Annotated in this window: 20 protein-coding genes; 16 read left to right on the forward strand and 4 right to left on the reverse strand. The window is 63.9% G+C overall.

Going from position 1 to position 21,857, the window contains the following annotated elements; genetic code table 11:
* Positions 1-95 precede the first annotated feature (95 nt).
* A complete protein-coding gene (locus tag N5C91_RS17075) occupies positions 96-2,636 on the forward strand; it encodes a TonB-dependent siderophore receptor (RefSeq protein WP_279830759.1) in 2,541 nt (846 codons plus the stop codon).
* Between the two features lie 227 nt (positions 2,637-2,863).
* Complete coding sequence (locus tag N5C91_RS17080) at positions 2,864-4,333, forward strand: diguanylate cyclase (RefSeq protein WP_279830761.1); 1,470 nt, start codon at positions 2,864-2,866, stop codon at positions 4,331-4,333.
* Here the strand turns inward: N5C91_RS17080 and N5C91_RS17085 are convergent.
* Positions 4,330-4,956 carry a methylthioribulose 1-phosphate dehydratase gene (locus N5C91_RS17085; protein ID WP_279830763.1) on the reverse strand — a complete coding sequence of 209 codons (627 nt, stop codon included), beginning with the start codon at positions 4,954-4,956 and terminating at the stop codon, positions 4,330-4,332. The genes N5C91_RS17080 and N5C91_RS17085 overlap by 4 nt on opposite strands.
* 288 nt (positions 4,957-5,244) lie before the next feature.
* On the opposite strand from N5C91_RS17085, the gene N5C91_RS17090 reads away from it, so the two are divergent.
* From N5C91_RS17090 to N5C91_RS17145, 12 genes are all read left to right on the forward strand, one after another.
* The gene (locus tag N5C91_RS17090) at positions 5,245-6,165 is read left to right on the forward strand and encodes an ABC transporter substrate-binding protein (protein WP_279830765.1); all 921 of its coding nucleotides are present in this window, start codon (positions 5,245-5,247) and stop codon (positions 6,163-6,165) included.
* A complete protein-coding gene (locus N5C91_RS17095) occupies positions 6,162-7,307 on the forward strand; it encodes a phosphotransferase (RefSeq protein WP_279830767.1) in 1,146 nt (381 codons plus the stop codon). Before N5C91_RS17090 ends, N5C91_RS17095 begins: the two co-directional genes overlap by 4 nt.
* A 1-nt stretch (position 7,308) precedes the next feature.
* The gene (locus N5C91_RS17100) at positions 7,309-8,184 is read left to right on the forward strand and encodes a rhodanese-like domain-containing protein (RefSeq protein ID WP_279830768.1); all 876 of its coding nucleotides are present in this window, start codon (positions 7,309-7,311) and stop codon (positions 8,182-8,184) included.
* 112 nt (positions 8,185-8,296) lie between these two features.
* On the forward strand, positions 8,297-10,468 hold the full coding sequence (locus N5C91_RS17105) for a TonB-dependent siderophore receptor (protein ID WP_279830770.1): 2,172 nt from the start codon (positions 8,297-8,299) through the stop codon (positions 10,466-10,468).
* An 11-nt stretch (positions 10,469-10,479) separates the two neighbouring features.
* Complete coding sequence (gene pnuC, locus N5C91_RS17110) at positions 10,480-11,073, forward strand: nicotinamide riboside transporter PnuC (protein WP_279830772.1); 594 nt, start codon at positions 10,480-10,482, stop codon at positions 11,071-11,073.
* Positions 11,074-11,081: 8 nt separating this feature from the next.
* The gene (locus tag N5C91_RS17115) at positions 11,082-11,828 is read left to right on the forward strand and encodes a UTRA domain-containing protein (RefSeq protein WP_279830773.1); all 747 of its coding nucleotides are present in this window, start codon (positions 11,082-11,084) and stop codon (positions 11,826-11,828) included.
* A gap of 105 nt (positions 11,829-11,933) precedes the next feature.
* Entirely contained in the window at positions 11,934-12,095 is a 162-nt protein-coding gene (locus N5C91_RS17120; RefSeq protein ID WP_089285704.1) for a hypothetical protein, read from the forward strand.
* 3 nt (positions 12,096-12,098) lie between these two features.
* The gene (locus N5C91_RS17125; protein WP_279830777.1) at positions 12,099-12,728 is read left to right on the forward strand and encodes an XRE family transcriptional regulator; all 630 of its coding nucleotides are present in this window, start codon (positions 12,099-12,101) and stop codon (positions 12,726-12,728) included.
* Between the two features lie 261 nt (positions 12,729-12,989).
* On the forward strand, positions 12,990-15,059 hold the full coding sequence (locus N5C91_RS17130) for a lipase family protein (RefSeq protein ID WP_279830779.1): 2,070 nt from the start codon (positions 12,990-12,992) through the stop codon (positions 15,057-15,059).
* Positions 15,052-15,849, forward strand: a complete 798-nt coding sequence (locus tag N5C91_RS17135) for a hypothetical protein (RefSeq protein ID WP_279830782.1) — start codon at positions 15,052-15,054, stop codon at positions 15,847-15,849. The genes N5C91_RS17130 and N5C91_RS17135 overlap by 8 nt, the downstream gene beginning before the upstream one ends.
* A gap of 171 nt (positions 15,850-16,020) precedes the next feature.
* Complete coding sequence (locus N5C91_RS17140; protein WP_279830784.1) at positions 16,021-16,827, forward strand: hypothetical protein; 807 nt, start codon at positions 16,021-16,023, stop codon at positions 16,825-16,827.
* A gap of 12 nt (positions 16,828-16,839) precedes the next feature.
* Entirely contained in the window at positions 16,840-17,634 is a 795-nt protein-coding gene (locus N5C91_RS17145; RefSeq protein WP_279830785.1) for a hypothetical protein, read from the forward strand.
* 113 nt (positions 17,635-17,747) lie between these two features.
* Here N5C91_RS17145 and N5C91_RS17150 read toward each other — a convergent pair whose 3' ends face one another.
* Positions 17,748-18,263 (reverse strand): hypothetical protein, encoded by a 516-nt coding sequence (locus tag N5C91_RS17150; RefSeq protein ID WP_279830787.1) that lies wholly within the window; start codon positions 18,261-18,263, stop codon positions 17,748-17,750.
* A gap of 438 nt (positions 18,264-18,701) precedes the next feature.
* Here N5C91_RS17150 and N5C91_RS17155 point away from each other — a divergent pair, with 438 nt between their 5' ends.
* Together N5C91_RS17155 and speE are read left to right on the forward strand one after the other, a co-directional pair.
* Positions 18,702-19,160, forward strand: a complete 459-nt coding sequence (locus N5C91_RS17155) for a DUF3574 domain-containing protein (RefSeq protein ID WP_045214279.1) — start codon at positions 18,702-18,704, stop codon at positions 19,158-19,160.
* Positions 19,160-20,026, forward strand: a complete 867-nt coding sequence (speE, locus tag N5C91_RS17160) for a polyamine aminopropyltransferase (RefSeq protein ID WP_236202269.1) — start codon at positions 19,160-19,162, stop codon at positions 20,024-20,026. The genes N5C91_RS17155 and speE overlap by 1 nt, the downstream gene beginning before the upstream one ends.
* Here the strand turns inward: speE and N5C91_RS17165 are convergent.
* The gene (locus N5C91_RS17165; protein ID WP_279830792.1) at positions 20,011-20,469 is read right to left on the reverse strand and encodes a DUF3574 domain-containing protein; all 459 of its coding nucleotides are present in this window, start codon (positions 20,467-20,469) and stop codon (positions 20,011-20,013) included. The genes speE and N5C91_RS17165 overlap by 16 nt on opposite strands.
* Positions 20,469-21,845 carry an APC family permease gene (locus N5C91_RS17170; protein ID WP_279830793.1) on the reverse strand — a complete coding sequence of 459 codons (1,377 nt, stop codon included), beginning with the start codon at positions 21,843-21,845 and terminating at the stop codon, positions 20,469-20,471. The genes N5C91_RS17165 and N5C91_RS17170 overlap by 1 nt, the downstream gene beginning before the upstream one ends.
* Positions 21,846-21,857: the final 12 nt, after the last annotated feature.

A 21,857-nucleotide genomic window follows, 5' to 3' on the forward strand; every position in this document is an offset into this window, starting at 1 on the left:
GCACCCAGAAAAAGTTTTCGAGAATGGTTCCGATTTTCCGTTCTGTTTCGGATTACTAGGAAACACCCCTAATAACCGGACGCCAAGGAACCGGAATGTCACGCCAAGACCAGCACTTCCCGAGCAAAAAACATCCTCTGTTTCTCGCCATTGCCCTGAGCCTGGCCGCCGTCGGCCCGCTCTCGGTCTCCGCCGTCGCGGGCGCCGAGCAAGCCCAGCGGCAGAGCTTCGACATCCCCGCCGGCCCGCTGGCCCGCCAGCTCACCGAGCTGGCCGCACAGACCGGCCTGCTGCTGGCCGCCGACGCCGAGCTGACCCGCGACCGCCAGAGCCAGGCCGTGCGCGGCAACTACAGCGCCGAGGAAGCGCTGGACCTGATGCTGATGGGCAGCGGCCTCAGTGCCCAACGCAGCACGGCGCAGGGCAACGGCAAGCGCTACCAGCTGGTGCTCATCCCGCAGGACGACGCCGCGCTGGAAATGAGCGAAACCACCATCATGGGCCAGGGCATGGGCCAGGCCACCGAGAACAGCGGCAGCTACACGCCGGGCCTGACCAGCGTCGGCTCGAAGACACCGACCTCGCTGAAAGAAACCCCGCAGTCGGTCTCGGTGCTCACCCGCCAGTTGATGGATGACCGCCAGATCGCCGACCTCAACGACGCCATGAAGGCCGTGCCGGGCATCACCGTGCAGAGTAATACTTTCCGCATCCAGGACTTCTACTCGCGCGGCTTCGCCATCCAGAACATCCAGCTCGACGGCGCCGCGCCCATGGCGCTGGGCACCACCGCCGGCTCGTTCTACTCCTCCAACGTCTACGACATGGCCGAGTTCGACCATGTCGAAGTGCTGCGCGGCAGCTCCGCGCTGTTCGGTGGCACCGGCGACCCCGGCGGCATCATCAACTTGGTGCGCAAGCGCCCGCTGGATACCTACCAGCTCAAGTTCAGCGCCTCCGCCGGCACCTGGGACAACTACCGCAGCGAGTTCGACGTCACCGGCCCGCTGGGCTTCGACGGCAAGCTGCGCGGGCGCGCGGTAGTGGCCTACCAGGACCGCCAGTACTTCACCGACAACCGCGCCACCGACAAGCCGATCTTCTACGGCGTGCTGGAAGCCGACGTCACCGATGACACCATGCTCACCGCCGGCCTGCGCTTCAACAAGGTCCACGAGACTGGCACCGCCAATGCCGTGCCGCGCTACAGCAACGGCGTCGACCTGGGCCTGCCGCGCCATACCGGGCTGTCCACCACCTGGGCCTACGCCGACGGCTTTTCCCGCGAATACTTCGCCAAGCTCGACCAGCGCCTGAACGACGACTGGAAGCTCAACCTCAGCTACACCAACATCTACGACACCATCGAGACCAACAACGCCACCACCCTGGGCTCGGTGAACCCGGTCACCGGCGCCGGCGTCACCCGCTACGGCACCTGGATTACCCAGTGGAGCGAGCAGGACCTCTGGGACGCCAACGTCTCGGGCAACTTCAGCCTGTTCGGCCTGAATCACCAGCTCACCGTCGGCGGCGACTACCAGGACATCGACAGCCGCTGGCAGGGCACGCCGCGCTTCAGCACGGCCGGTGGCGCGGTAAACGTGTTCGACCCGAACTCCACGCCCTGGAACGACCCTGGCGAGCGCCCGGACGTTACCCGCAACTACAGCCCCAACAGCCAGACCCAGTACGGCCTCTACTCCAGCCTGCGCCTGCAGCTGGCCGAGCCGCTGCACCTGATCCTCGGCGCGCGGGTGCAACGCTACAAGTTCGACCAGACCTACCAGACCCAGGCCAATGGCACCTGGGGCGTGCAGTCGCGCGTCGACATGCGCGAACCGACCCGGACCACACCGTTCGGCGGCATCGTTTACGACCTCAGCGACGAGTGGGCCGCCTACGCCAGCTACGCGGAAATCTTCAAACCGCAGCAGAACCTCATGGCCGGCCCGCTGGGCAGCGGCAGCACCCTCGACCCCATGACCGGCAAGACCTACGAAACCGGCCTGAAGGGCGAGCTGTTCGACGGCAAGCTGAACACCAGCGTGGCGCTCTACTACACCAAGCGCGAAGACCAGGCCGTGCTCGACCCGCAGTACGAGGCCACCTCCGTGCTGTTCGGCGGCAACTGCTGCTACGTCAACGGTGGCGAGGTGACCAGCAAAGGCATCGACATGGAAATCTCCGGCGAGCTGCTGCCGGACTGGATGGTCATGGCCAGCTACACCCTCAACCTCAACAAGAACCGCACCGTCGGCGGTGAGCTGAGCACCATCACGCCCAAGCACCTGGCCAAGCTGTTCACCACCTACCGCCTGCCGGGCGACTGGTCGAAGTTCCGCGTCGGCGGCGGCGTCGATATCCAGAGCGCGACCAAGGTCAGCGGCACTGCCTCCACCTACGACAGCAACGGCAAGGTGACGCAGGCCGATGTGCCATTCGACTACCAGCAAAGTGGCTACGCGGTGTGGAATGCCCTGGTCGACTACCAGCTGGACGAACACTGGAACGTCGCACTCAACGGCAACAACCTGTTCGACAAGAAGTACTACCAGACCGTCGGCACCTCGACCTACGGCAACGTCTACGGCGACCCGCGCAACTTCATGCTGACCGTGCGGGCGACCTACTGAGGATCGCGCCTTCATCAAAGCTTAATCTCGCGCCGGCAGACTGAAGCCAGTCACCAATGGTGCGTGACCTATGAATGCTGCCTGATCCAGGCAGCATTTTTTTTGCCCGGAAAAACCTCCACGCCTGCGCTGGAGCCCGGACAACCTGGCCGTTAGCTGCTATATGCCTTGAGGCACGCGCCGCAACCGCGCGGCCGCCTCACTTGCAGCTTCGTATGGACACCGGCATGCCGATCCACCGCTCCAGCACCATCCTGGCCAGCAGCCTGGGCCTGACTGCCGCCATCAGCGCCCTGTCGCTCTGGGCCATCCTGGAAATGCGCCAGGACGCGCTGGAAGTCGCCAGCGCCAATGGCCACAACATCGCCCTGCTGGTGCAGCGCGATATCCAGCGCAACCTCGACCTCTACGACATGACCCTGGAAGCCGTGGTGCACGCCCACGCCGAGCCCGAGGTGCGGGCGCTGTCGAGCACGGTGCGCGACTCGCTGCTCAAGGACTACACCGCACCGACCCGCGGCATGGGCTCGGTATTCATTACCAATGCCGATGGCGTGGCGACCTTCAGCTTCGGCAAGGAAATCCCCCCGCGCCTGGATCTCTCCGGCCGCGAGTACTTCCGAGCGCAGCGCGAGGCCAGGGGCAATGCGCTGCTGATCAGCCATCCCTACATTCCCTACTCCAGCAATGCGCGCAGCAGCATCGCCCTGAGCCGACGGCTGGAGCGCGCCGATGGCAGCTTCGCCGGGGTCGTCGGCGCCAACCTGGAGCTGAACTACTTCCACGACCTGTTCAGCGGCCTCAACCTGGGCGAAGGCGGCAGCGTCAGCCTGCACCTGCGCGACGGCACGCTGCTGGCGCGTTGGCCGGACTCGCCGCCCACCAGCAACCTGGCCGGAGCGCTGCAACACCATCTCGCTACCGGCGAGGAAACCTTCTTCGACCGCGGCAGCGACGGCGTCAAACGCTGGCATGACTTCCGCCCCGTGGAAGGCTACCCGCTGGTGTTCAGCGTGGCCCTGCCGGCAGCCGAGATCTATGCAGACTGGTACTGGCGCGGCGGCCTGATCGGCCTGCTCGGCCTGGCCCTGGATGGCACGGTGATCGGCCTGGCACTGATCGCCCTGCGCCAGATGCGCCAGCGCGACCGCAAGGAAGCCGAGTTGCAGATGGCGGCCAGCACCGACCCGCTGACCGGGCTGAACAACCGCCGCGCCTTCGACCTGCGCGCCGGCCACGAGTGGTCGCGGTACCAGCGCAGCGGTGCGGCACTGTCGGTGATGCTCATGGATATCGACAAGTTCAAGGCCTACAACGACCACTACGGTCACCCCGCCGGCGATGCGGCGCTCAGGACCGTGGCCCAGGTGATCGCCGAATGGACCCGACGCCCGGCCGATTGCGCGGCGCGTTTCGGCGGCGAGGAATTCGTCATATTGCTGGGCGACAGCGAAGAAGCCGACGCGCTGGAACTGGCCGAACACATCCGCGCCAGCCTGCAGGGCCTCGCCGTACCGCACGAGCATGGCCCGCTGGGCGTAGTCACCCTGAGCATCGGCGTCGCCAGCACCTCGCGCTTCAGCCCGGCCAACTGGGCCGAGCTGCTGCAATCTGCCGACAGCGCGCTGTACCAGGCAAAGAATGGCGGGCGCAATCGCGTGGTGGGCTTCCACCCCGCCGAGGTCGAGTCGTCCTAGCCTCGACCGCCGCGCAGGCTCAGCAGCTTCAGTTCGCATTCGAAGAGAAACTCGAACGCCTCGACCTGGCGCAACGCATCGCTCATCCGTGCGCCCCAGGTGTACAGGCCATGGCCGCGAATCAGGTAACCGGGGCAATCCGGGTGCGCATCCAGCCAGGGCTGCACCCTGGCGGCCAGGCGGGCGATGTCCTGGTCATTGTCGAAGATCGGCACGGTGACACGGCCTTCATGGGTGGTGACACCGCTGAAGGCCTTCTGCAGTTCGTAGTCTTGCAGCTCCAGGCGGTAGCCCACGGTCAGGCGCGAGAGCACCGTGGCGTTGACCGAATGGGTGTGCAGCACCGCACCGATCTCCGCGCGCCAGGCGTAGAGCTGGGTGTGCAGCAGGGTTTCCGCCGAGGGCTTCTTGCCCGGCTCGAGGCTGTTGCCGGCGAGATCGGTTTCCAGCACGTCGTCCTCGCCGAGCTGGCCCTTGTGCTTGCCCGAAACCGTGAGCAGCGCGCGGTCTGCCGCCAGGCGCGTGGAATAGTTGCTGCTGGTGGCCGGCGACCAGCCGCGCTCGTAGAGGAAGCGGCCGGCGTCGATGATCTGCCGGGTGAGTTGCTGGCGGGTGTCAGTCATGTGAGCGCCGGTGCTGTTGGAAGAGGTCGCCACTCTAGCCATGCGCACCTGCGGCTAGAAATACCTTAATCGCATGAGGTCATAACTCGCGCACGCCCGCGCCAGAGCGATCCATCGCAACGACGACACCTGGCAGCGAGCTATCTGCCCGCCGCCCGCTGCCGAGGAGTTATTATTCGTTAAGGTTATAAAAACCTGTGAAATTCATATTGGTATATACCAATTGTTCTGCCTTGGAATACGCCCCATCGCAGTCATCGGCCGCTGGCCGTTTTGGAGAAAGGCTTCATGTTCGCCCTGAGGGTCATGCTCGAATACTTCCACCCCTGGCCCAATTCGGCCGGCTTCTACCTCGCCCGCGAACGCGGCTGGTACCGCGAGGCGGGGCTGGACGTGGAACTGGTGGTGCACGACCCCTACCACGGCGACACCCTCGACCACCTGCTGCGCGGCGCCGCCGCGTTCGGCGTGTTCCCCAGCAATCGCCTGCTGGTGCGCCGTGAACTCGGCCAGCCACTGCTCGGCGTGGCGGCGATCAATCACCGCGGCCTGGAATCGATCCAGACCCTCACCGACAGCGGCATCCGCCGCCCCCGCGACCTGCAGGGCAAGCGCCTGGCGCTCAACCCGACGCCGCGCGGCCTGGCCATGGTGCGCCACCTGGTGAGCCAGGACGGCGGCGATCCCGATACCGTGGAACTGGTGGACGCAGGTTTTCGCGAATTGCGCCCGGAAGACCTGGCCGCCGGCGTCGCCGATGCCAGCTTCGGCGGCTACTGGGCCTGGGAAGCGCTGCTGCCCAGCCCCATCGCCGATGAGCGCCGCGTGGTACTGCCGGTGGACGAGATCGGCGCCCCGCCCTACCACAGCTATCTGCTGGGCGCGCGCGAAGACTGGCTCGATGCCAACGGTGAGATCGCCCGGCGTTTCCTCGCTGTCACCGCGCGGGGATTCCTCGCCGCGGCAGCCGAGCCGGAAGCCGCGTTGCCGGTCTACGAACGCACCATTCCCTACTTTCCCCAGCAGATGCTGGCAGAATCCCTGCGGCGCATCGCGCCCAGCTGGCTGCATCAGGGCCGCTGGGGCGAACAGCGCGAAGCACTGCTGCAGCCCTACGCCCAGTGGCTGCATGAATACGGTGTGCTGCGCGACCCGGAGGTCTGGCGCGGCGCCACCAGCAATGCCTGGCAAGTGGAGACCCCTGCATGAGCAAACGCCTGAGCCACGGTATGGGCCTGGAGCCGGTGGAAGCCGACTGGCCGGCGCTGACCGAAGCGGAGGTCGCCGCGCTGCTGCAAGAATTCCCGCAGGCAGGCGCAGAAGCCCGCCTGACCTGGCACAGCCCACGGCCTTTCTCCGCTGCCGCGCTGGTGGAAACCGCCAGTGGCCCGCTGTTCGTCAAGCGTCACCATCCCAGCGTGCGCACGGCTGACTGGTTGAAGGAAGAGCACGCCTTCCTCGATCACCTGGCCCAACGCGCTGCACCAGTGGCGCAGGTGCTGCGCGACCGGCACGGCCGCAGCGCCATCGAGCACGACGGCTGGACCTATGAAGTCCACCGGAAGGCCGAGGGGCTGGACCTGTACCGCGACGCGCTGTCGTGGACGCCGTTCCAGCACAACACCCATGCCTTCGCGGCTGGCGCCGCGCTGGCGAAACTGCACCGCGCCGCCGAAGGTTTCGCCGCGCCCTCGCGCACTGCCGGCGTGCTGCTGAGCAACCTCAAGCTGTTCGGCGCGCCGGACCCGCTGGCCGCCATCGAAGCGACCTTCGCCCAGGCACCCGCCCTCGCCGAGTACCTGCAAGCGCGCCCCTGGAAGGAAACGCTCAGCGAACTGCACCTGCCGCTGCAACGCGCACTGCTGCCCTATCTGCAACGCCAGCCGACGCTGTGGACGCACAACGACTGGCACGCCTCCAACCTGCTATGGAGCGAGGAAGGCCCGCAGGCGCAGGTGGTCTCGGTGCTGGACTTCGGCCTGAGCGACCGCAGCTTCGCGCTGTTCGACCTGGCCACCGCCATCGAGCGCAACCTGGTGCCCTGGCTGGAGCTGGACCAGGGCCGCGCCGCCGTCGCCGACCTCGATGCACTGGACGCCCTGCTGCAGGGCTACACCAGCGTGCGCCCGCTGGGTCGCGACGACCTGCTCGCCCTGGCCGCGCTGCTGCCACTGGTGCACGCGGATTTCGCGCTGTCCGAGGTCATCTACTTCCACGGCATCCTCGGCTCGGCCGAGAGCGCTGCGCTGGCCTACGACAACTACCTGATCGGCCACACCCGCTGGTTCCTCGACGCCGAAGGCCAGCGTCTGCTCAAGCACATTCGCCTACTGGCTGCGAAGGCGAATTGAGATGAGCGAACCACTGATCACAGCACACTGGCTGGCCGCCGCACTGGACGACCCGCGCCTGTGCCTGCTGGATGCCAGCGTGGAGCTGGCCACCGCCGCATTCGATGGCGACTATCGGGTCAAGAGCGGCTACGCCGACTGGCTCGCCGGGCATATTCGCGGCGCACGCCATGCGGACCTGCTGACCGAACTGGCCGATCCGCAGGCGTCTTTCAGCTTCGCCCTGCCGCAGGCACATGCAGCGCTGGATGTCTTGCAGAAACTGGGCATCCACGACAACTCAAGGATCGTCATCTACGACCGCAGCGACGGCTTCTGGGCGGCGCGCCTGTGGTGGATGTTGCGCAGCCTGGGCATCGATGCAGCCGTGCTGGATGGTGGCCTGCGCGCCTGGATCGCCGCCGGTTATCCGCTGGCACAAGGCGAGTCTTCCGAGGCGGGAAACGGGACGCTGTCGGTCCCGGCGAAGTACCGGGACGGCTTCTGGATCGACCGCCAGGGTGTTGAAAAAGTCGTGGCGGGTGACGCTGAAGGCACGCTGGTCTGCGCCCTCTCCGCCGCCCTCTTCGACGGCAGTGCCGTCACCCGTTACGCCCGCCGCGGGCACATTCCCGGCAGCGCCAACCTGCCCGCGCGCAGCCTGTTCGACGACGACGGCTGCTACCGGCGCGGCGCGGCCCTGAGCGAGGCACTTGCCGGGCTGCGACAGGCCGAAGCGCCACTGCTGCTGTACTGCGGCGGCGGTATCTCCGCCGCCGCCCTGGCGCTGGCCCTGACGCTGGCCGGGGAAACCCGGGTCGCGATCTACGACGGCTCGCTGCAGGAGTGGGCCGCCGAGCCCTCGCTGCCATTGACCACCGGAGCAGCTCCGGCCTGACCGCCCGTTAGCGGGCACTCACGTTTCACATCCAAGGCCATCCGTTTCGCGCGGGAGGGGCTCGGCCCCGTGCATTCCCGGCGCACGCCCCGGCGATTTTCAGGAGCGTTCCATGCAGTACCTGCCGCGCCCCGCGCACACGCGATTTCCCCTCAGCCTGCTGACCCTGGCCGTGCTGCTGGCCAGCGGCCCCGGCCACGCCGAAGACACCGCGACCCTGGATACCGTGACGGTGATCGGCCACGACACCGAGAGCTACGCCAGCGGCCGCACCTCGGTCGGCGGCTTCGGCGAGGCACCGTTGCTCGACACGCCCGCCTCCATCTCGGTGTTCAACCAGGCGCTGCTCAAGGACCAGCAGGCGCGCCTGCTCAGCGACGTGCTGAAGAACGATGCCTCTACCGGCGAGGCCTACGCACCGGTGGGCTACTACGAGAACTTCGAAATCCGCGGCTACTCGCTCAACGCCGCCAGCAGCTACAAGATCAACGGCCGCACCATCACCGGCGAGCAGAACGTGGCGCTGGAGAACAAGGAGCAGGTCGAGGTGCTCAAGGGCTTGTCCGGCCTGCAGAGCGGCGTATCCGAGCCCGGCGGGCTGATCAACTACGTCACCAAGCGCCCGCAGGACGTGCGCTCGGTGACGCTGGGCAGCGACGATGAAGGCGGCCGCTACGTCGCCACCGACGTCGGCGCCTGGCTGGATAGCGAGCAGACCGTCGGCGTGCGGGTCAACCTGGCCCACGACGACCTGCGCTCCTACATCGACCACACCGACGGCCAGCGCGACTTCGCCTCCCTGGCACTGGACTGGAACCTCTCGCCCAACGCCCTCTGGCAATTCGACGCCGAATACCAGAACCGTCGCCAGCCCTCGGCACCCGGCTACCAGTTGCTTGGCGGCAGCGAGCTGCCCCACGGCATTGATCCTCACGACCGCATCGGCTACCAGAGCTGGGCCGATCCGGTGCGGATCGAATCGCTGAACCTCAACACGCGCTTCGAGTACCGCTTCGACGACGCCTGGACCGGCACCCTCAGCGCCTCGCGCAGCCGCGTGGTGATCGACGACTACAGCGCCTTCCCCTGGGGTTGCTACGGCGCCGCCAGCTGCGCCGATTCCGCTGTGCCCAACTACTTCAGCCCCGAGGGCGACTACGACCTCTACGACTTCCGCAGCCCTGACGACACCCGCCGCAACGACGAGCTGGAAGCCGCCCTGCACGGCCAGTTCGCCACCGGCTGGTTGCGCCACGAGCTGACCGTCGGCAGCTCGGCCTTCCGCCGCGTGCTGGACAGCCGCCCAGAGCTCAACGAGTGGGTCGGCAGCGGCAACATCTACACCGGCATCGGCGCCGTGGAGCCCTTCGACGGCGAGCCCGGCCACAGCTACCGCCACCTCGACAGCCGCCAGTACGGCCTGTTCGCCAGCGACCGCATCTCCTTCAATGAGCAGTGGCAGGTCGTGCTGGGCGGGCGCCAGGTGCGCCTGGACGAACGCACCTTCGACAGCGACGGCGACACCACCCGGCATACCCGCCGCGCGGAGTTCCTGCCCAACGGCGCGGTGATCTTCAAGCCGCGCGCGGACATCTCGATCTACGGCAGCTACAGCAAGGGCCTGTCCCTGGGCGGCGAAGCGCCCTGGTTCGCCAGCAACGCCGGCGACACCCTGGCGCCCACCTCCTCGCGCCAGGTCGAGTTCGGCATCAAGCAGGAGCTGCCCGGCTTCGACTGGAGCGCCGCGCTGTTCCAGATCCACCAGGCCTACCAGTTCGCCCGGCCCAACGGCGACGGCAGCTTCACCTACGTGCAGCAGGGCCAGCAGAAGAACAGCGGGCTGGAGTTGTCCGCCAGTGGCCGGGTAACCTCCGCGCTGCAATTGAGCGGTAGCCTCGCGGCGATCCGTTCGCGGGTGGTGAACAGTGGCACCGACGACTACGAAGGCCACCAGGCGATCAACGTCCCGCGCCTGCGCGCGAGCCTGCAGGCGGACTACGCGCTGGCCGAAGTACCGGGGCTTTCGCTGCTCGGCGCGGCACGCTACAGCGGCGCCAAATATGCTGACCGCGATGGCGCAGTGGAAGTCGGCGGCTACACCCTGTATGACGCCGGCGCACGCTTCAGCACCCGCATCGGCGACTACCCGACCGTGCTGCGGCTGAGCGTCGACAACCTGTTCGACAAGCGCTACTGGCGCGATGTCGGTGAATATTTCGGCGACGGCTACCTGTTCCAGGGTGCGCCGCGCACGGCTCGCCTGACGGCGAGCGTCAACTTCTGAGGTAAGCGCGAATGTCTGCTCTGGAAATCATCGCGGTGATCGTCAACGTGCTCGGCGTCTGGCTCACCGCAAGGCGCATCCGCTGGTGCTGGCCGGTGAACGTGGTGGCGGTGCTGCTCTATGCGTGGATCTTCTTCAGCGTGAAGCTCTACTCCGACATGCTCCTGCAACTGGTCTTCGTGGTCCTGCAGTTCTACGGCTGGTGGCAGTGGAGCAAGGGCGGCAGCGACCACGGCAAGGTGCGCGTCGAACGCCTGCCCCTCTCCACCGCCATCAGCAGTTGCCTGGCCGGTGCGGTGGGCGCCTTCGCCCTGGGCTGGGCGATGCACACCCACACCGACGCCGCCCTGCCCTGGATGGACGCCGCGCTGACCGCCTTCAGCCTGGTGGCGAGCTTCTGGGCGGCGCGCAAATACGTCGCCAGCTGGTGGCTGTGGATCATCCTCGACGTGCTCTACACCGGGGTTTTCCTCTACAAGGCGCTGTACCTCACCGCCGGGCTCTACGCCGGCTTCGTGGTACTGGCGATCTACGGCCTGCTGGCCTGGCAGCGCGAACTGCATGACGAACCGCCCAGCGCTCCGGCACTGGCCGGCAACTCCTGAGAGCCGCCATGCTCTACCAGGCCATCCCGCCGCACTACGCGCGCATCCGCGACCAGTTGGCCGCGGACATCGCCCAGGGGCGCTTCCTCGCCGGGCAGAAGCTGCCACCCGAGCGCGACCTCGCCGAGCGCTTCGAGTGCACCCGCGTGACCTTGCGCCAGGCCCTGCAGCAACTGGAAACCGAGGGCCTGATCTACCGCGAGAACCGCCGTGGCTGGTACCTCAGCCCGCCGCGCATCGACTACGACCCGACGCGTCTGGTCAGCTTCATGGACTACGTGCGCCTGCAGGGCCGCGAGCCGCTCACCGAATGCCTGAGCGCCGAACGCCGCCGCGCCGGCGCCTGGCTGGCCGCGCGGATGAACCTGCCCTCGCCGGACGAGCCCGTCTTCCGCCTGCACCGCCGCCGGCTGATCGACGGCCGCCCGGTGCTGGTGGAAATCAACACCCTGCTCGCCAGCTGGTGCCCCGACCTGCTCGACGCACGCCTGGACCGCTCGCTGACCACCGTGCTGCGCGAGCGCTTCGGCAAGCTGCAGACGCGCTGCACGCTGAACCTGCGCCTGGGCACGGTGAATGACGATCACGCCGAGCTGCTGCAACTCGCCTCCGGCGCCAGCAACCTGGTGCTGGAACGGCTGAACTACGCCGAGGACGGCCTGCTGGTGGAATTCGACCAGGAATTCTGGCGGCCGGATGCCGTGTCCGTGGCCGTGCAGGCGGATTTTCCGGCGCGCCCGCTTATAGCCGAATAAGTAATTAACAAATGCTAATTCAGTATTTCTGGTTCTAACAGGATCGCAGCTAGGCTAGCTCCAACTCACCACTAATGGCTTGTCCCAAAGCCTTCTGGAGCCGCCATGGACCGCACCGACAACATCATCGACCTCGCCCGCCACCGCACGCGCCGTCAGGCACGCCGCCAGGCCGAGCTGATGTGGATGCTGTACGCACAGCGTGCCGGCTACGACGCCTTGCAGATCGTCCAGCAGAGCCGCGACAGCGGCCGCCGCGAGGCCTGATCCATGGGCCTGCCGCTCGCCACGGAGCTGCCCGCCGTGGCGTTTGATCCCGCGCCCGACACGCCCGAAGACCCCATTGGCGAGCGCGTCGCCAGCAACCTGCTGCGCCTGCGCGCCAAGCGCAACCTCTCCCTCGACGGCCTCGCCCGGCTCTGCGGCGTGAGCCGTACCATGCTCGCGCAGATCGAATCCGGGCGCAGCGTCCCGTCGATCAAGGTGCTGTGCAAGATCGCCCAGGGCCTGAAGGTCTCGGTCGCCGCCTTCCTCGACGACCGCGCCTTCGAAGGCGTAGCCGTACTGCCCGCGCGCGACAGCAAGCGCCTGGTCAGCGGCGACGGCGCCTTCGTCAGCCGCGCACTGTTCCCCTTCGACGTCTCGCGCCAGGTGGAATTCTACGAACTGCGCCTCAAGGGTCTGGCCACCGAACACTCCACCGGCCATGCGCCGGGCACCCAGGAAAACCTGGTGGTCGCCCAGGGCGTGCTGGAAATCAGCGTCAACGAAGAACGCTTCCTCCTCGGCACCGGCGACTCCATCCTGTTCTACGCCGACCAGCCGCACAGCTACCGCAACCCGGCGGACAGCGAGGCGGTGGCGTATCTGGTCACTACCTATGCGGAGCGGTTGGACTGAAGCATCGCCGTCCACCCTCGCTCCCCACCAAGTGCTGAAGATCGATACGCGCAGCCTATTCCGGCGTCAGCCATGCACCTGCGCGAGCTTTTCTTTGCTGGGAAAGACAGCCCCTCCAGTCCGACGCCAAGTCACCTCGAATTCCCAGACAAGTCCGACAGACATCCGCTGAGCAGGCTGCTCCCATCGTCCTTCGGTCGGTGCTCGACCGTTTTTAGCTTGTAGCACCGTTGCGATGGCAATCAGCAAAAGGATGTGGCGATGGACAGAAACGACAGAACTCACCGTACGGACACCTTATGCCCAAACAAGGACGTCTTGTGTGGTCCGCAAATACAGCACTGGGTCGAAGTTCAACTGGTGGACGAGCACGGCAAAGCCCTGCCACACCTTCCCTATCGAGCACAGAACGACGCCACGCGAGCAGGAGTGGTGCCGGAGTATCGTGGGCAGGCTGACGCTGAGGGCGTGATCCGCATCGAAGGGCTGCACCCAATTCCCATCACTCTGTTCATTGACGCCGACCCACTGGCCGAAGTGCTACAAACCCGCCGCTTGCGGGCCAAGCGAGCGGAACCCAAGCGGCCCATCATCGGTGATCCCACGCCCCTGCACAGCCCGCAGCGCCAGGGTTATTCCCCCGTCGAAGCACAGGCAATCGCGGCGGGGCACGAGTATCACCACGTCCGCGTCGGCCAACTCTGCGACAGGCTTCCCCGGCTCGATCCGCCTTTGCCAGAAGGTGAGCCCCTGCCGGCCTACCACTTCCCCGACGAGAACTTCAGTGGCTACACCCTGGGAAGCGACGTGGGGTATCGCCAGCCCTATAAGAAACTGGATCGTCGCCACGTGCTGGAAGTCTGCCCGTTTCGTGCCTGGTCGCTGGTACTGCACCACCAGCGTGACTACAGCCTGGTCACGGCCTACAACCTGGGCCTGATGAGTGTGTTGGCGTATAGCACCCATGACGAAGAGCAATATGGGTCCGTGGAAGATTTCTTCTTGAAGCAATGCCTGGATTTGTCGCGTACGCCTCGAGTCAGAGATGGGTATACGAACCCACCTTGCGTCGTGACTGATGTGCCTTTCAGCGAGCGCTATACCGAGGCCGTAATGCTGGACACCAAGAAAGCCAAGCCGCCAGAAGGAGACACCCAGCTCTTCTATGCGATAAATACTTCGCAAGTTCTGGTGGGGTGGCGTGGCACTGAAATGAATTTCCCCTTCCCTGATCTGGCCACGGACGTCACCTTCCGCCCGGTCAAACCGGAGGTGCAGGCCAACTGTGAACCAAAGGTTCCCTGTGCCGACCTGACCCCAAGAGGGAGTGTACATCTGGGGTTCCGCGACGCTTATGAGGTCGCCCGAAGGAATTTTTCAACGGTTCTGGGAGGCAGAGTTGGAGTCGCATCTCGTGACCGAGAACTATTTATTTGCGGCCATAGCCTAGGGGGCGCACTAGGCCTGATCCATGCAGCCTCTTTAAAGGATTGGAGTCCGCTGCTGTACACCTACGGCATGCCACGCACCTTTACCCTGCAAGCAGTGGCCTGCCTGGAGGGCGTGCGGCATTTCCGTCACGTCAACGACACCGACCTGATTCCAGAAGTACCGCCCGAAGCCGATCTGGACAACGTGCTGTACAAACTTTACGGACCTCTGGGTACTACCCTGGGTACTGTCTGGTCAGTAGGTCAGCTGCTAGCCGACCCTGTAATCAAGGGACAAGATCCGTTCTGCCACCATGGCGAAATCGCTGCCTTCTACCAAACGAACCAACACATGCAGGTGCGGGGCTCCAATAACCCCTTCTACAAGAGTCGCGAAGGATTGGGGGCGCCTTATCACACCACCATCAGTCGCACTTTGCGGGTGAAGGCCAAGCTATTCCTGGTACCGAGCTTGAGCGAAACAGATAACGAGCAGGCTCGCGTCGCACAACAGCGCTACACCGCCTCCCTCACACCTGAAGCCCGAGATCGCTATTTCCCCAAAGGGCGCAATGCCAAGCGCGGCAACTTACTGGGGATACGCAACCACTTCATGGGGAAATACCAGCCATACATCTATGGCCAGCTAGTGGAGTCCATCAATCCCTCACGCATGCAAGAGCGTCAGGAACAGCGCCGTCAGTTGGAAGTACAGATGGTCGAGCATGAGGGAAATATGCCCGATGACGAATTGGTCCGTGATCGCCTATTCCTCAGCTTGCAGGGGCTAGTTGGCGCAACATTGGCCTGCACTCAACAGAGTGAGGGTGGCCGAGATGCCTTGGAGCGATTCGAAGCAGTGGCCGAAGACAACCTCTATGTGGAAATGACTCATGGCTGAGCACAAGCAAATCCGCATACCGCAGCGCATCTCCGTCGCTCTGTTCGCCATGCTCACCAGCCTGACCGGTTGCGCCACCGATCAGAGCCTGGCTCCGCCGGCGAACAGCGAGCAGGTCACCGTCCGGATCAAGGTCCCCCCGGAACTGAAAGCAGAAACCGTGGAGGTCATGTACCGCTCGACCCTGTGCACATTCACCGACCATGGCGCCTACGGCGATCCCTACCAGCGCGATGGCTACCAGAACATGGATATTCAACCTGTGCAACAGGGCCAAAGCGATATCTATGAGGCCAAGGTGCCCAGGGATGGCGGCGGCGCCTGTCAGTGGAAACTGAGCAATGTAACCTTTGGCGTTACCTACCGGGAGCCTGACCGCTTTGGGGAGAATGTCGTCTTCGGTGCCGGCGGCGGGGTTGTGGTGATGTTTGACGATAGACGGCCCTCACGAAGCTTTGGCCTTTCGATACATGTTGATGGCAACTTAACGATCAAAGAAAATTATTACCCTTGGATAGACGAAGAATTCATTGGAAGTTACAGAAAAAGCGTAAACCTAACTGGATCTCGAAATATACACCTTATGTACAAGGCATCAACGGCCCGACTCGTCTACTTTGAGCCAGCATTACACTCAAAATATATAGTGTATTCGGCCGGACCAAGAGTTAAGAAAAAAGGCGCTTTTACCAAGTTCACTTATCCCGACGGAAGCATTTTAGAAAATGGAGATTACGAGCCAAGATTTCAGAAGTTGGAGGCCATCCGTTTAGCCGCAGAAAAGAAGTAGGACTCATGCGCCTCACAACATTATGTTGAGTTGGACCCTAGCTGTTTTTTCTCAACTTTCTGGACTTGGTTGGTACCACTCTCGCCTGTACGCGACAGAGTGAAGGTGGCCCAGAAGCCCTGGAGCGCTTCGAAGCTGTGGCCGAAGACAACCTCTATGTGGAGATGACCCATGGCTGAACACAAACGAACCCGCCTACCGCTGCGCCTCTCCGTCGCCCTGCTGGCCATGCTGGCCATGCTAAGCAGCTTGGCTGGTTGCGTATCAGATCGACGCTTGGCGCCACCCGCGAACAGTGAGCAAGTCACTGTCCGGATCACGGTCCCCGCGGAGCTGAAAGCGGAGACCATAGAAGTTATGTACCGCTCAACCCTGTGCACCTTCACCGACCATAGCGCCTACGGTGCCCCCTACCAGCGCGACGGCTACCAGAATATGGATATTCAACCTGTGCAACAGGGCCAAAGCGATATCTATGAGGCTAAGGTGCCCAGGAATGGCGGCGGAGCCTGTCAGTGGCAGCTGAGCAATGTGACCTTTGGCGTTACCTACCGGGAGCCTGAGCGCTTTGGGGAGAATGTTGTCTACGGTACCGGTGGCGGAGTTGTTGTGATTTTTGATGACAACGCCTCCCCCCGTGGGGGAGCAAATATAAAAGTCGACGGTGATTTAACGATCAAGGAGGGCTATTACCCTTGGATTGATGAGGAATTCATAGGTGGGTATACGAAAGATATTAGCCTGCTAGGAGATGGGTACGATTATTACCTAATGTATCAAGCGCTAAACGCCAGGCTAGTTTCATATGAGCCAGTCCTGCATTCAAAATTCATGGTTTATTCGACCGGCCCTAAAGAGAAAAAGAAAGGAAACTTTGTCATTTTCAACTATCCCGATGGGAGCGTAGAGCAGGCCTCCCGCGCAAAACCTGATTTCCGCAGGCTGGAATCTATCCGTATAGCCGCAGAAACGAAGTAGAGATTGTGTCAAATGGCTGAGCACAAGCATGCCCGCATACAACAGCGCATCTCCGTTGCTCTGTTCGCCATGCTTACCAGCCTGACCGGTTGCGCCACCGATCAGAGCTTGGCTCCACCCGCGAACAGTGAACAGGTCACAGTCAGGATCAAGCTCCCCCCGGAGCTGAAAGCGGAGACCATAGAAGTTATGTACCGCTCAACCCTGTGCACCTTCACCGACCATGGCGCCTACGGTGATCCCTACCAACGCGACGGCTACCAGAACATGGATATTCCACCCGTGCAACAGGGCCAAAGCGATATCTATGAAGCCAAGGTTCCCAGGGATGGTGGCGGAGCCTGTCAGTGGCAGCTGAGCAATGTGACCTTTGGCGTTACCTACCGGGAGCCTGAGCGCTTTGGGGAGAATGTTGTCTTCGGTGCCGGCGGCGGGGTCGTGGTGATCTTTGATGACAATGCGTCTCCCAGAGGTGGCGCAAATATAAAGGTTGATGGTGACTTAACGATAAAGGAGAGCTACTACCCTTGGGTCAGCGAAGCATTCATTGGAGGGCATAAGAAAACATTATACTTAGCTGGCGAGGGTGATATCTACTGGATGTATAAAGCACCTAAAGCTCGCGAAATTTATTTTGAGCCGATTCTTCATTCGAAATTTATTGTGCACTCTGAACAACCCAAAGTGCACAAAAAAGGACTCTACAGTTCGTTTACTTATCCCGATGGAAGCGTTGTGACAGATGGCCGTTCAGAGCCGGATTTTCGTAGATTGGAGGCCATCCGTTTAGCCGCAGAGAAGAAGTAAGGATCATGCCGATGGCAACAGGATGTAGAAGATAAGCCACCCTTTTTTAGCACCCGAATACAAAAGGCCCGGCAGGTTCCCCCGCCGGGCCTTTCTCATTCAGTACCCTGCGATCAGCAGGTGCAACACATCATCGGCATGCCGTTGCAGCTCATCATCATGGGCATGCCGCAGTCCATCATCTTGTTCATCAGCTGGCAGCAGTTCTTCAGCATGTCCATGCTCATGCCCTGCATGGGCATCATCTTGCACAGCATCATGTCGCCCTGCATTGAGCACTCCATCATGCACTTCATGGCGGGCATGCCCATGTTCATGCCCATCATCGGCATCGGCATCATCGGGTTCATCATGCCCATCATCGGCATCATGGCCATGGCGGGCTGGGACATGCCCATCATCATCAAGTTGCCGCAGTGCATCATCATCGGCATGCCGCAGTTCATCATCATCGCCATCATCTCGGCGCTGTTGCGGAACATGGCCATTTCCATGCCCATGGCCGGCTTCATGCGGCACAGCATGCCGTCGTCGAGCATCTCGCATTCCATGGTCGCCATCATCATCGGCATGCCCATCATCGGCATCATGGTGTTGGTGTTCATCGGCATCTGCATGGCGTTCATCATGGTGGAGCTCCCTGAATCGATTGGAATGAAGTGCTGCGAATGGGGCCGATTCTAGGAAGGCGCGGCGACGGGACAAGATGGCGGGGGAGCGGCGGCTTCTGTCGCGTCTTCTCGCGATTCGGGTTCAATGATGGCGGCGCTGTTCGCAGTAGCTTCAGTAACGACGCTTAAACGAATTCCAGAGAATCCCTGGAGTGATTTTCGGCAACATGGATATCCCATTCAGTGCTTAGCAAAGAACCGTAGTGAATATTGAATCTAACCAACTCGCAAAAACTTTACGAATGGCTGTGATGCACGTTCTAGAGCGCTTCGACACCGATTACAGAAACGCAAAATCAGACATATGAGAATGCGTTTTTAATATTTAAGGAAATAACAGGCGAGCTTCTATAGTGGCGGTTTGGTCCAACTGTCATCCCATCGCAAGGAAGTCCCATGCTCCGCCACCTGCTCGCCGCCAGTCTCGCCCTGGCGCTGTTCGGCTGCGCCACTCCGCCCGCTCCCTCCGTCCATACCACCAACCCTTCCACTTCCACCCTGCAGGGCGACCCCACGCGGCCGGCGCAGGCGCAGTGGCTGCGCACCGAGTTGTATTTCGCGCTGGGCCAGGAGAACGGCAAGGAGAAGATCAGCGAGCAGCGCTGGCGGCAGTTCCTCGACCAGGAAGTGACGCCGCGCTTCCCGGACGGCTTTACCGCCTATGACGCCTACGGCCAGTGGCGTGACCATGGCGCGCCGGCGCCGGAGCGCTTGAGCACCAAGGTGATCGTGATCCTGCATGAGGACAGCGCAGCGCGCGGCCAGGATATCGAGGCGATCCGCCTGGCGTGGAAGCGCATCACTGGCGACCTCTCCGTGCTGCGGCTGTCGCAACCGGCGCAGGTTTCCTTCTGATGAGCGAATTCCGCGAAACGCTGTACGAGGGTTACGCGCAGGCGCTGAGCGTCGATGATCCGATCTACCAGGGCAACACCGGCCAGCAGGAGGTGCAGGTGTTCCGCAACCGGCGCTTCGGTCGCGTGCTGACGCTGGATGGCGTGGTGCAGACCACCGAGGCCGACGAGTTCGTCTACCACGAGATGCTCGCCCATGTGCCGATCCTCGCCCATGGCGCGGTGCGCCGTGTGCTGGTGATCGGCGTCGGTGATGGCGGCATCCTGCGGGAGATCGTGCGGCATGCCGGCATCGAGGAAATTGTCGCGGTGGAAATCGACCCGCAGGTGGTCGAACTGTGCCGCGAGCTGTTGCCGAATCACTCGGCCGGCGCGCTGGACGATCCGCGCCTGCGGCTGGTCTACGCCGACGGCCTGGAGTACCTGGCGCAGAGCCGCGAGAGTTTCGACCTGATCATTTGCGACTCCACCGACCCCGGTGGTCCGGCGGCCAGCCTGTTCAGCGATGCCTTCTACCGCAACTGCCAGCAGCGCCTCGGCGCCAGCGGCATCCTGGCCACGCAGAATGGTGTGCCCTTCCTCCAGCCGGAGGAACTGGGCGGCACGGCACGACGGCTGGCGGATTCGTTTGCCGACTGGGGTTTCTTCCATGCCGCGGTGCCGACCTACATCGGCGGCAGCATGGCCTTCGGCTGGGCGTCGAACAGCGAGAAGGTCCGCCGCACCGATCTGGAAACCCTGCGCCAGCGCTTTGCGAAAAGCGGCCTGGTGACCCGCTACTACACCCCCGAGGTGCACCAGGCGGCCTTCGCCCTGCCGCGCTACATGCTCGACCTGATTGAGGCCGGGCTTCAGCGCGACAGCTGAGGATTGTCCAGGCGCTGCGGCGTCCAGTCCGGGTCGCGGGCGCGCACCGGGCTGCTGACCTGCAGCACCGCGGTGCCGAAGCGCTGCTTGAAGTCGGCGCCGATCTGCGCCAGGGCCTGGCGGGTGTAGGGGTTGTCGGCGTGGATGAGGATCAGCAGCCGCGACGGCAACTTCTCCGGCTCGCCGCTGGGGCCGCGCCACTGGCCGTGCAGGTCGAGCCAGCTGAGGCCATCGGGGAAGCGCGGCGTCACTTCGCGGGCGAGGATGTCCTCCCACTGCGACAGCGCCACCGCCTCCAGGTACAGTTCCGTGCGCAACATGCGCCGGCCGCTGGCTTCGCCACCGCTGGCGCCATTGGCTGCCGGCTCGTTCAGCCAAAGGCCGATCAACGCCGCCAGCAACACGACGATGGCGCCATTGCGCCACAGGAGTTTCCTGCGCATCAAGCACCCTCCTCCTGCCAGCTCGAAGATGGCGCCGTGGGCGACCGCAGCAGCAGTTGCAGCAGCGCGCCGAGTGCCAGTACACCGACACCGAGCAAAGCTCCCCAGCCCACATAGGCGACGCTGGAATACAGCATGTACAGGCACACCGCGAGGAAGCCCAGCGGCAGCCACGGGTACAACGGCACACGGATCGGCCGGGGCACTTGCGGGTAGCGGCGGCGCAGAACGATCAGCGCCAGGCTGCTGAGGCTGAGGAACAACCAGTACACGGGGGTCATGTACTCCACCATGGTGTTGAAGCCGTGGCCGCTCCAGCCGCCGACCGCGATCAGCAGCAGCGCCACCAGGCCCTCGGCCAGCAGCGCGGCGCGTGGCACGCCGTGGCGCACGTCCCAACGCCCGAGCACGCCGAGGGCAGGCACGTCCCGCGCGGCGGCGTAGGTGGTGCGGCTGCCGACGATCAGCGTGGAGTTGATGCTGGCAACGGCAGAGACCACCACCACCGCCATGATCAGGCCGATGCCCGGCGCGCCGAAGGCCAGCCCGAGCAGTTCCAGCGCCGGCGCGCCACTGGCGGCGAGGCCGTCGAAGCCGAGGCCACGAATGAACGCCCAGTTCAGCGCGAGATAGATCAGCAGCAGCGCCGCCAGCGCGCCGAGCATGGCGGTAAAGATGCCCCGGCGGTTGTCGCGCAGCTCCGCCGACAGCGTGGCCGCGTCGCTCCAGCCGCCGAAGGCGAGGAAGACGTAGATCAGCGCAGCGGAGAACCCGGCGACGCCGATCTGTTCCGGCTGCACTGGCGCCACGGGTAACGGAACGAAGCCGCGCCATTCCAGCCACAGACCGGCGCCGACGATGCCGAGGAAGCCCGCCGCCACCAGCACCACCAGACCGGCCTGGGTGCCGAAGCTCACCCGCCAGCCGATCAGATTCAGCGCCACCAGCGCGGCGACCAATCCGCCGGCGAGCAGTACGTTGCCCAGCTGGCCGAGGCCGAGCAAGGCGCTGAAGTGATCGGCGAAGAGGAAGGCCATCAGCGCGATCCAGCCGGTGTGCAGGATGGCGAAGCGCGACCAGGCGAACAGGAAGCCCACCCGCTGGCCGTAGGCGCGTTCGAGGAAGTGGTAGTCGCCACCGGGATGGGCGAAGGCCGAGGCCATCTCCACATAGCACAGAGCGCCGACCATCGACAGCAGGCCGCCGAGAATCCACACCAGGTAGAAGTGCTCCTGGCCGACGTTGAGCGCCACGGTGGGCGCGGTCTTGAGGATGTCGCTGGTGATCACCATGCCCAGCGTCAGCAGCAGCGCGTGGACAGCGCCCAGGTGCCGGCGCGGGCCGGCCGGCTTTTCAGCGGCGAAGTTGTCAGCCATGAATCGGCTCCG

Origin of the sequence: Pseudomonas sp. GD03903 (genome assembly GCF_029840045.1) — a bacterium.
Classification (GTDB): domain Bacteria; phylum Pseudomonadota; class Gammaproteobacteria; order Pseudomonadales; family Pseudomonadaceae; genus Pseudomonas; species Pseudomonas pseudonitroreducens.

What these genes read in the sequence shown, in the direction of transcription:
- N5C91_RS17115 (WP_279830773.1), top strand. Translation starts at nt 11,082, where the DNA reads ATGCTCTACCAGGCCATCCCGCCGCACTACGCGCGCATCCGCGACCAG.
- N5C91_RS17105 (WP_279830770.1), top strand. Translation starts at nt 8,297, where the DNA reads ATGCAGTACCTGCCGCGCCCCGCGCACACGCGATTTCCCCTCAGCCTG.
- speE (WP_236202269.1), top strand. Translation starts at nt 19,160, where the DNA reads ATGAGCGAATTCCGCGAAACGCTGTACGAGGGTTACGCGCAGGCGCTG.
- pnuC (WP_279830772.1), top strand. Translation starts at nt 10,480, where the DNA reads ATGTCTGCTCTGGAAATCATCGCGGTGATCGTCAACGTGCTCGGCGTC.
- N5C91_RS17165 (WP_279830792.1), bottom strand. Translation starts at nt 20,469, where the DNA reads ATGCGCAGGAAACTCCTGTGGCGCAATGGCGCCATCGTCGTGTTGCTG.
- N5C91_RS17150 (WP_279830787.1), bottom strand. Translation starts at nt 18,263, where the DNA reads ATGATGAACGCCATGCAGATGCCGATGAACACCAACACCATGATGCCG.
- N5C91_RS17140 (WP_279830784.1), top strand. Translation starts at nt 16,021, where the DNA reads ATGGCTGAACACAAACGAACCCGCCTACCGCTGCGCCTCTCCGTCGCC.
- N5C91_RS17155 (WP_045214279.1), top strand. Translation starts at nt 18,702, where the DNA reads ATGCTCCGCCACCTGCTCGCCGCCAGTCTCGCCCTGGCGCTGTTCGGC.
- N5C91_RS17095 (WP_279830767.1), top strand. Translation starts at nt 6,162, where the DNA reads ATGAGCAAACGCCTGAGCCACGGTATGGGCCTGGAGCCGGTGGAAGCC.
- N5C91_RS17090 (WP_279830765.1), top strand. Translation starts at nt 5,245, where the DNA reads ATGTTCGCCCTGAGGGTCATGCTCGAATACTTCCACCCCTGGCCCAAT.
- N5C91_RS17135 (WP_279830782.1), top strand. Translation starts at nt 15,052, where the DNA reads ATGGCTGAGCACAAGCAAATCCGCATACCGCAGCGCATCTCCGTCGCT.
- N5C91_RS17125 (WP_279830777.1), top strand. Translation starts at nt 12,099, where the DNA reads ATGGGCCTGCCGCTCGCCACGGAGCTGCCCGCCGTGGCGTTTGATCCC.
- N5C91_RS17130 (WP_279830779.1), top strand. Translation starts at nt 12,990, where the DNA reads ATGGACAGAAACGACAGAACTCACCGTACGGACACCTTATGCCCAAAC.
- N5C91_RS17100 (WP_279830768.1), top strand. Translation starts at nt 7,309, where the DNA reads ATGAGCGAACCACTGATCACAGCACACTGGCTGGCCGCCGCACTGGAC.
- N5C91_RS17145 (WP_279830785.1), top strand. Translation starts at nt 16,840, where the DNA reads ATGGCTGAGCACAAGCATGCCCGCATACAACAGCGCATCTCCGTTGCT.
- N5C91_RS17085 (WP_279830763.1), bottom strand. Translation starts at nt 4,956, where the DNA reads ATGACTGACACCCGCCAGCAACTCACCCGGCAGATCATCGACGCCGGC.
- N5C91_RS17120 (WP_089285704.1), top strand. Translation starts at nt 11,934, where the DNA reads ATGGACCGCACCGACAACATCATCGACCTCGCCCGCCACCGCACGCGC.
- N5C91_RS17080 (WP_279830761.1), top strand. Translation starts at nt 2,864, where the DNA reads ATGCCGATCCACCGCTCCAGCACCATCCTGGCCAGCAGCCTGGGCCTG.
- N5C91_RS17170 (WP_279830793.1), bottom strand. Translation starts at nt 21,845, where the DNA reads ATGGCTGACAACTTCGCCGCTGAAAAGCCGGCCGGCCCGCGCCGGCAC.
- N5C91_RS17075 (WP_279830759.1), top strand. Translation starts at nt 96, where the DNA reads ATGTCACGCCAAGACCAGCACTTCCCGAGCAAAAAACATCCTCTGTTT.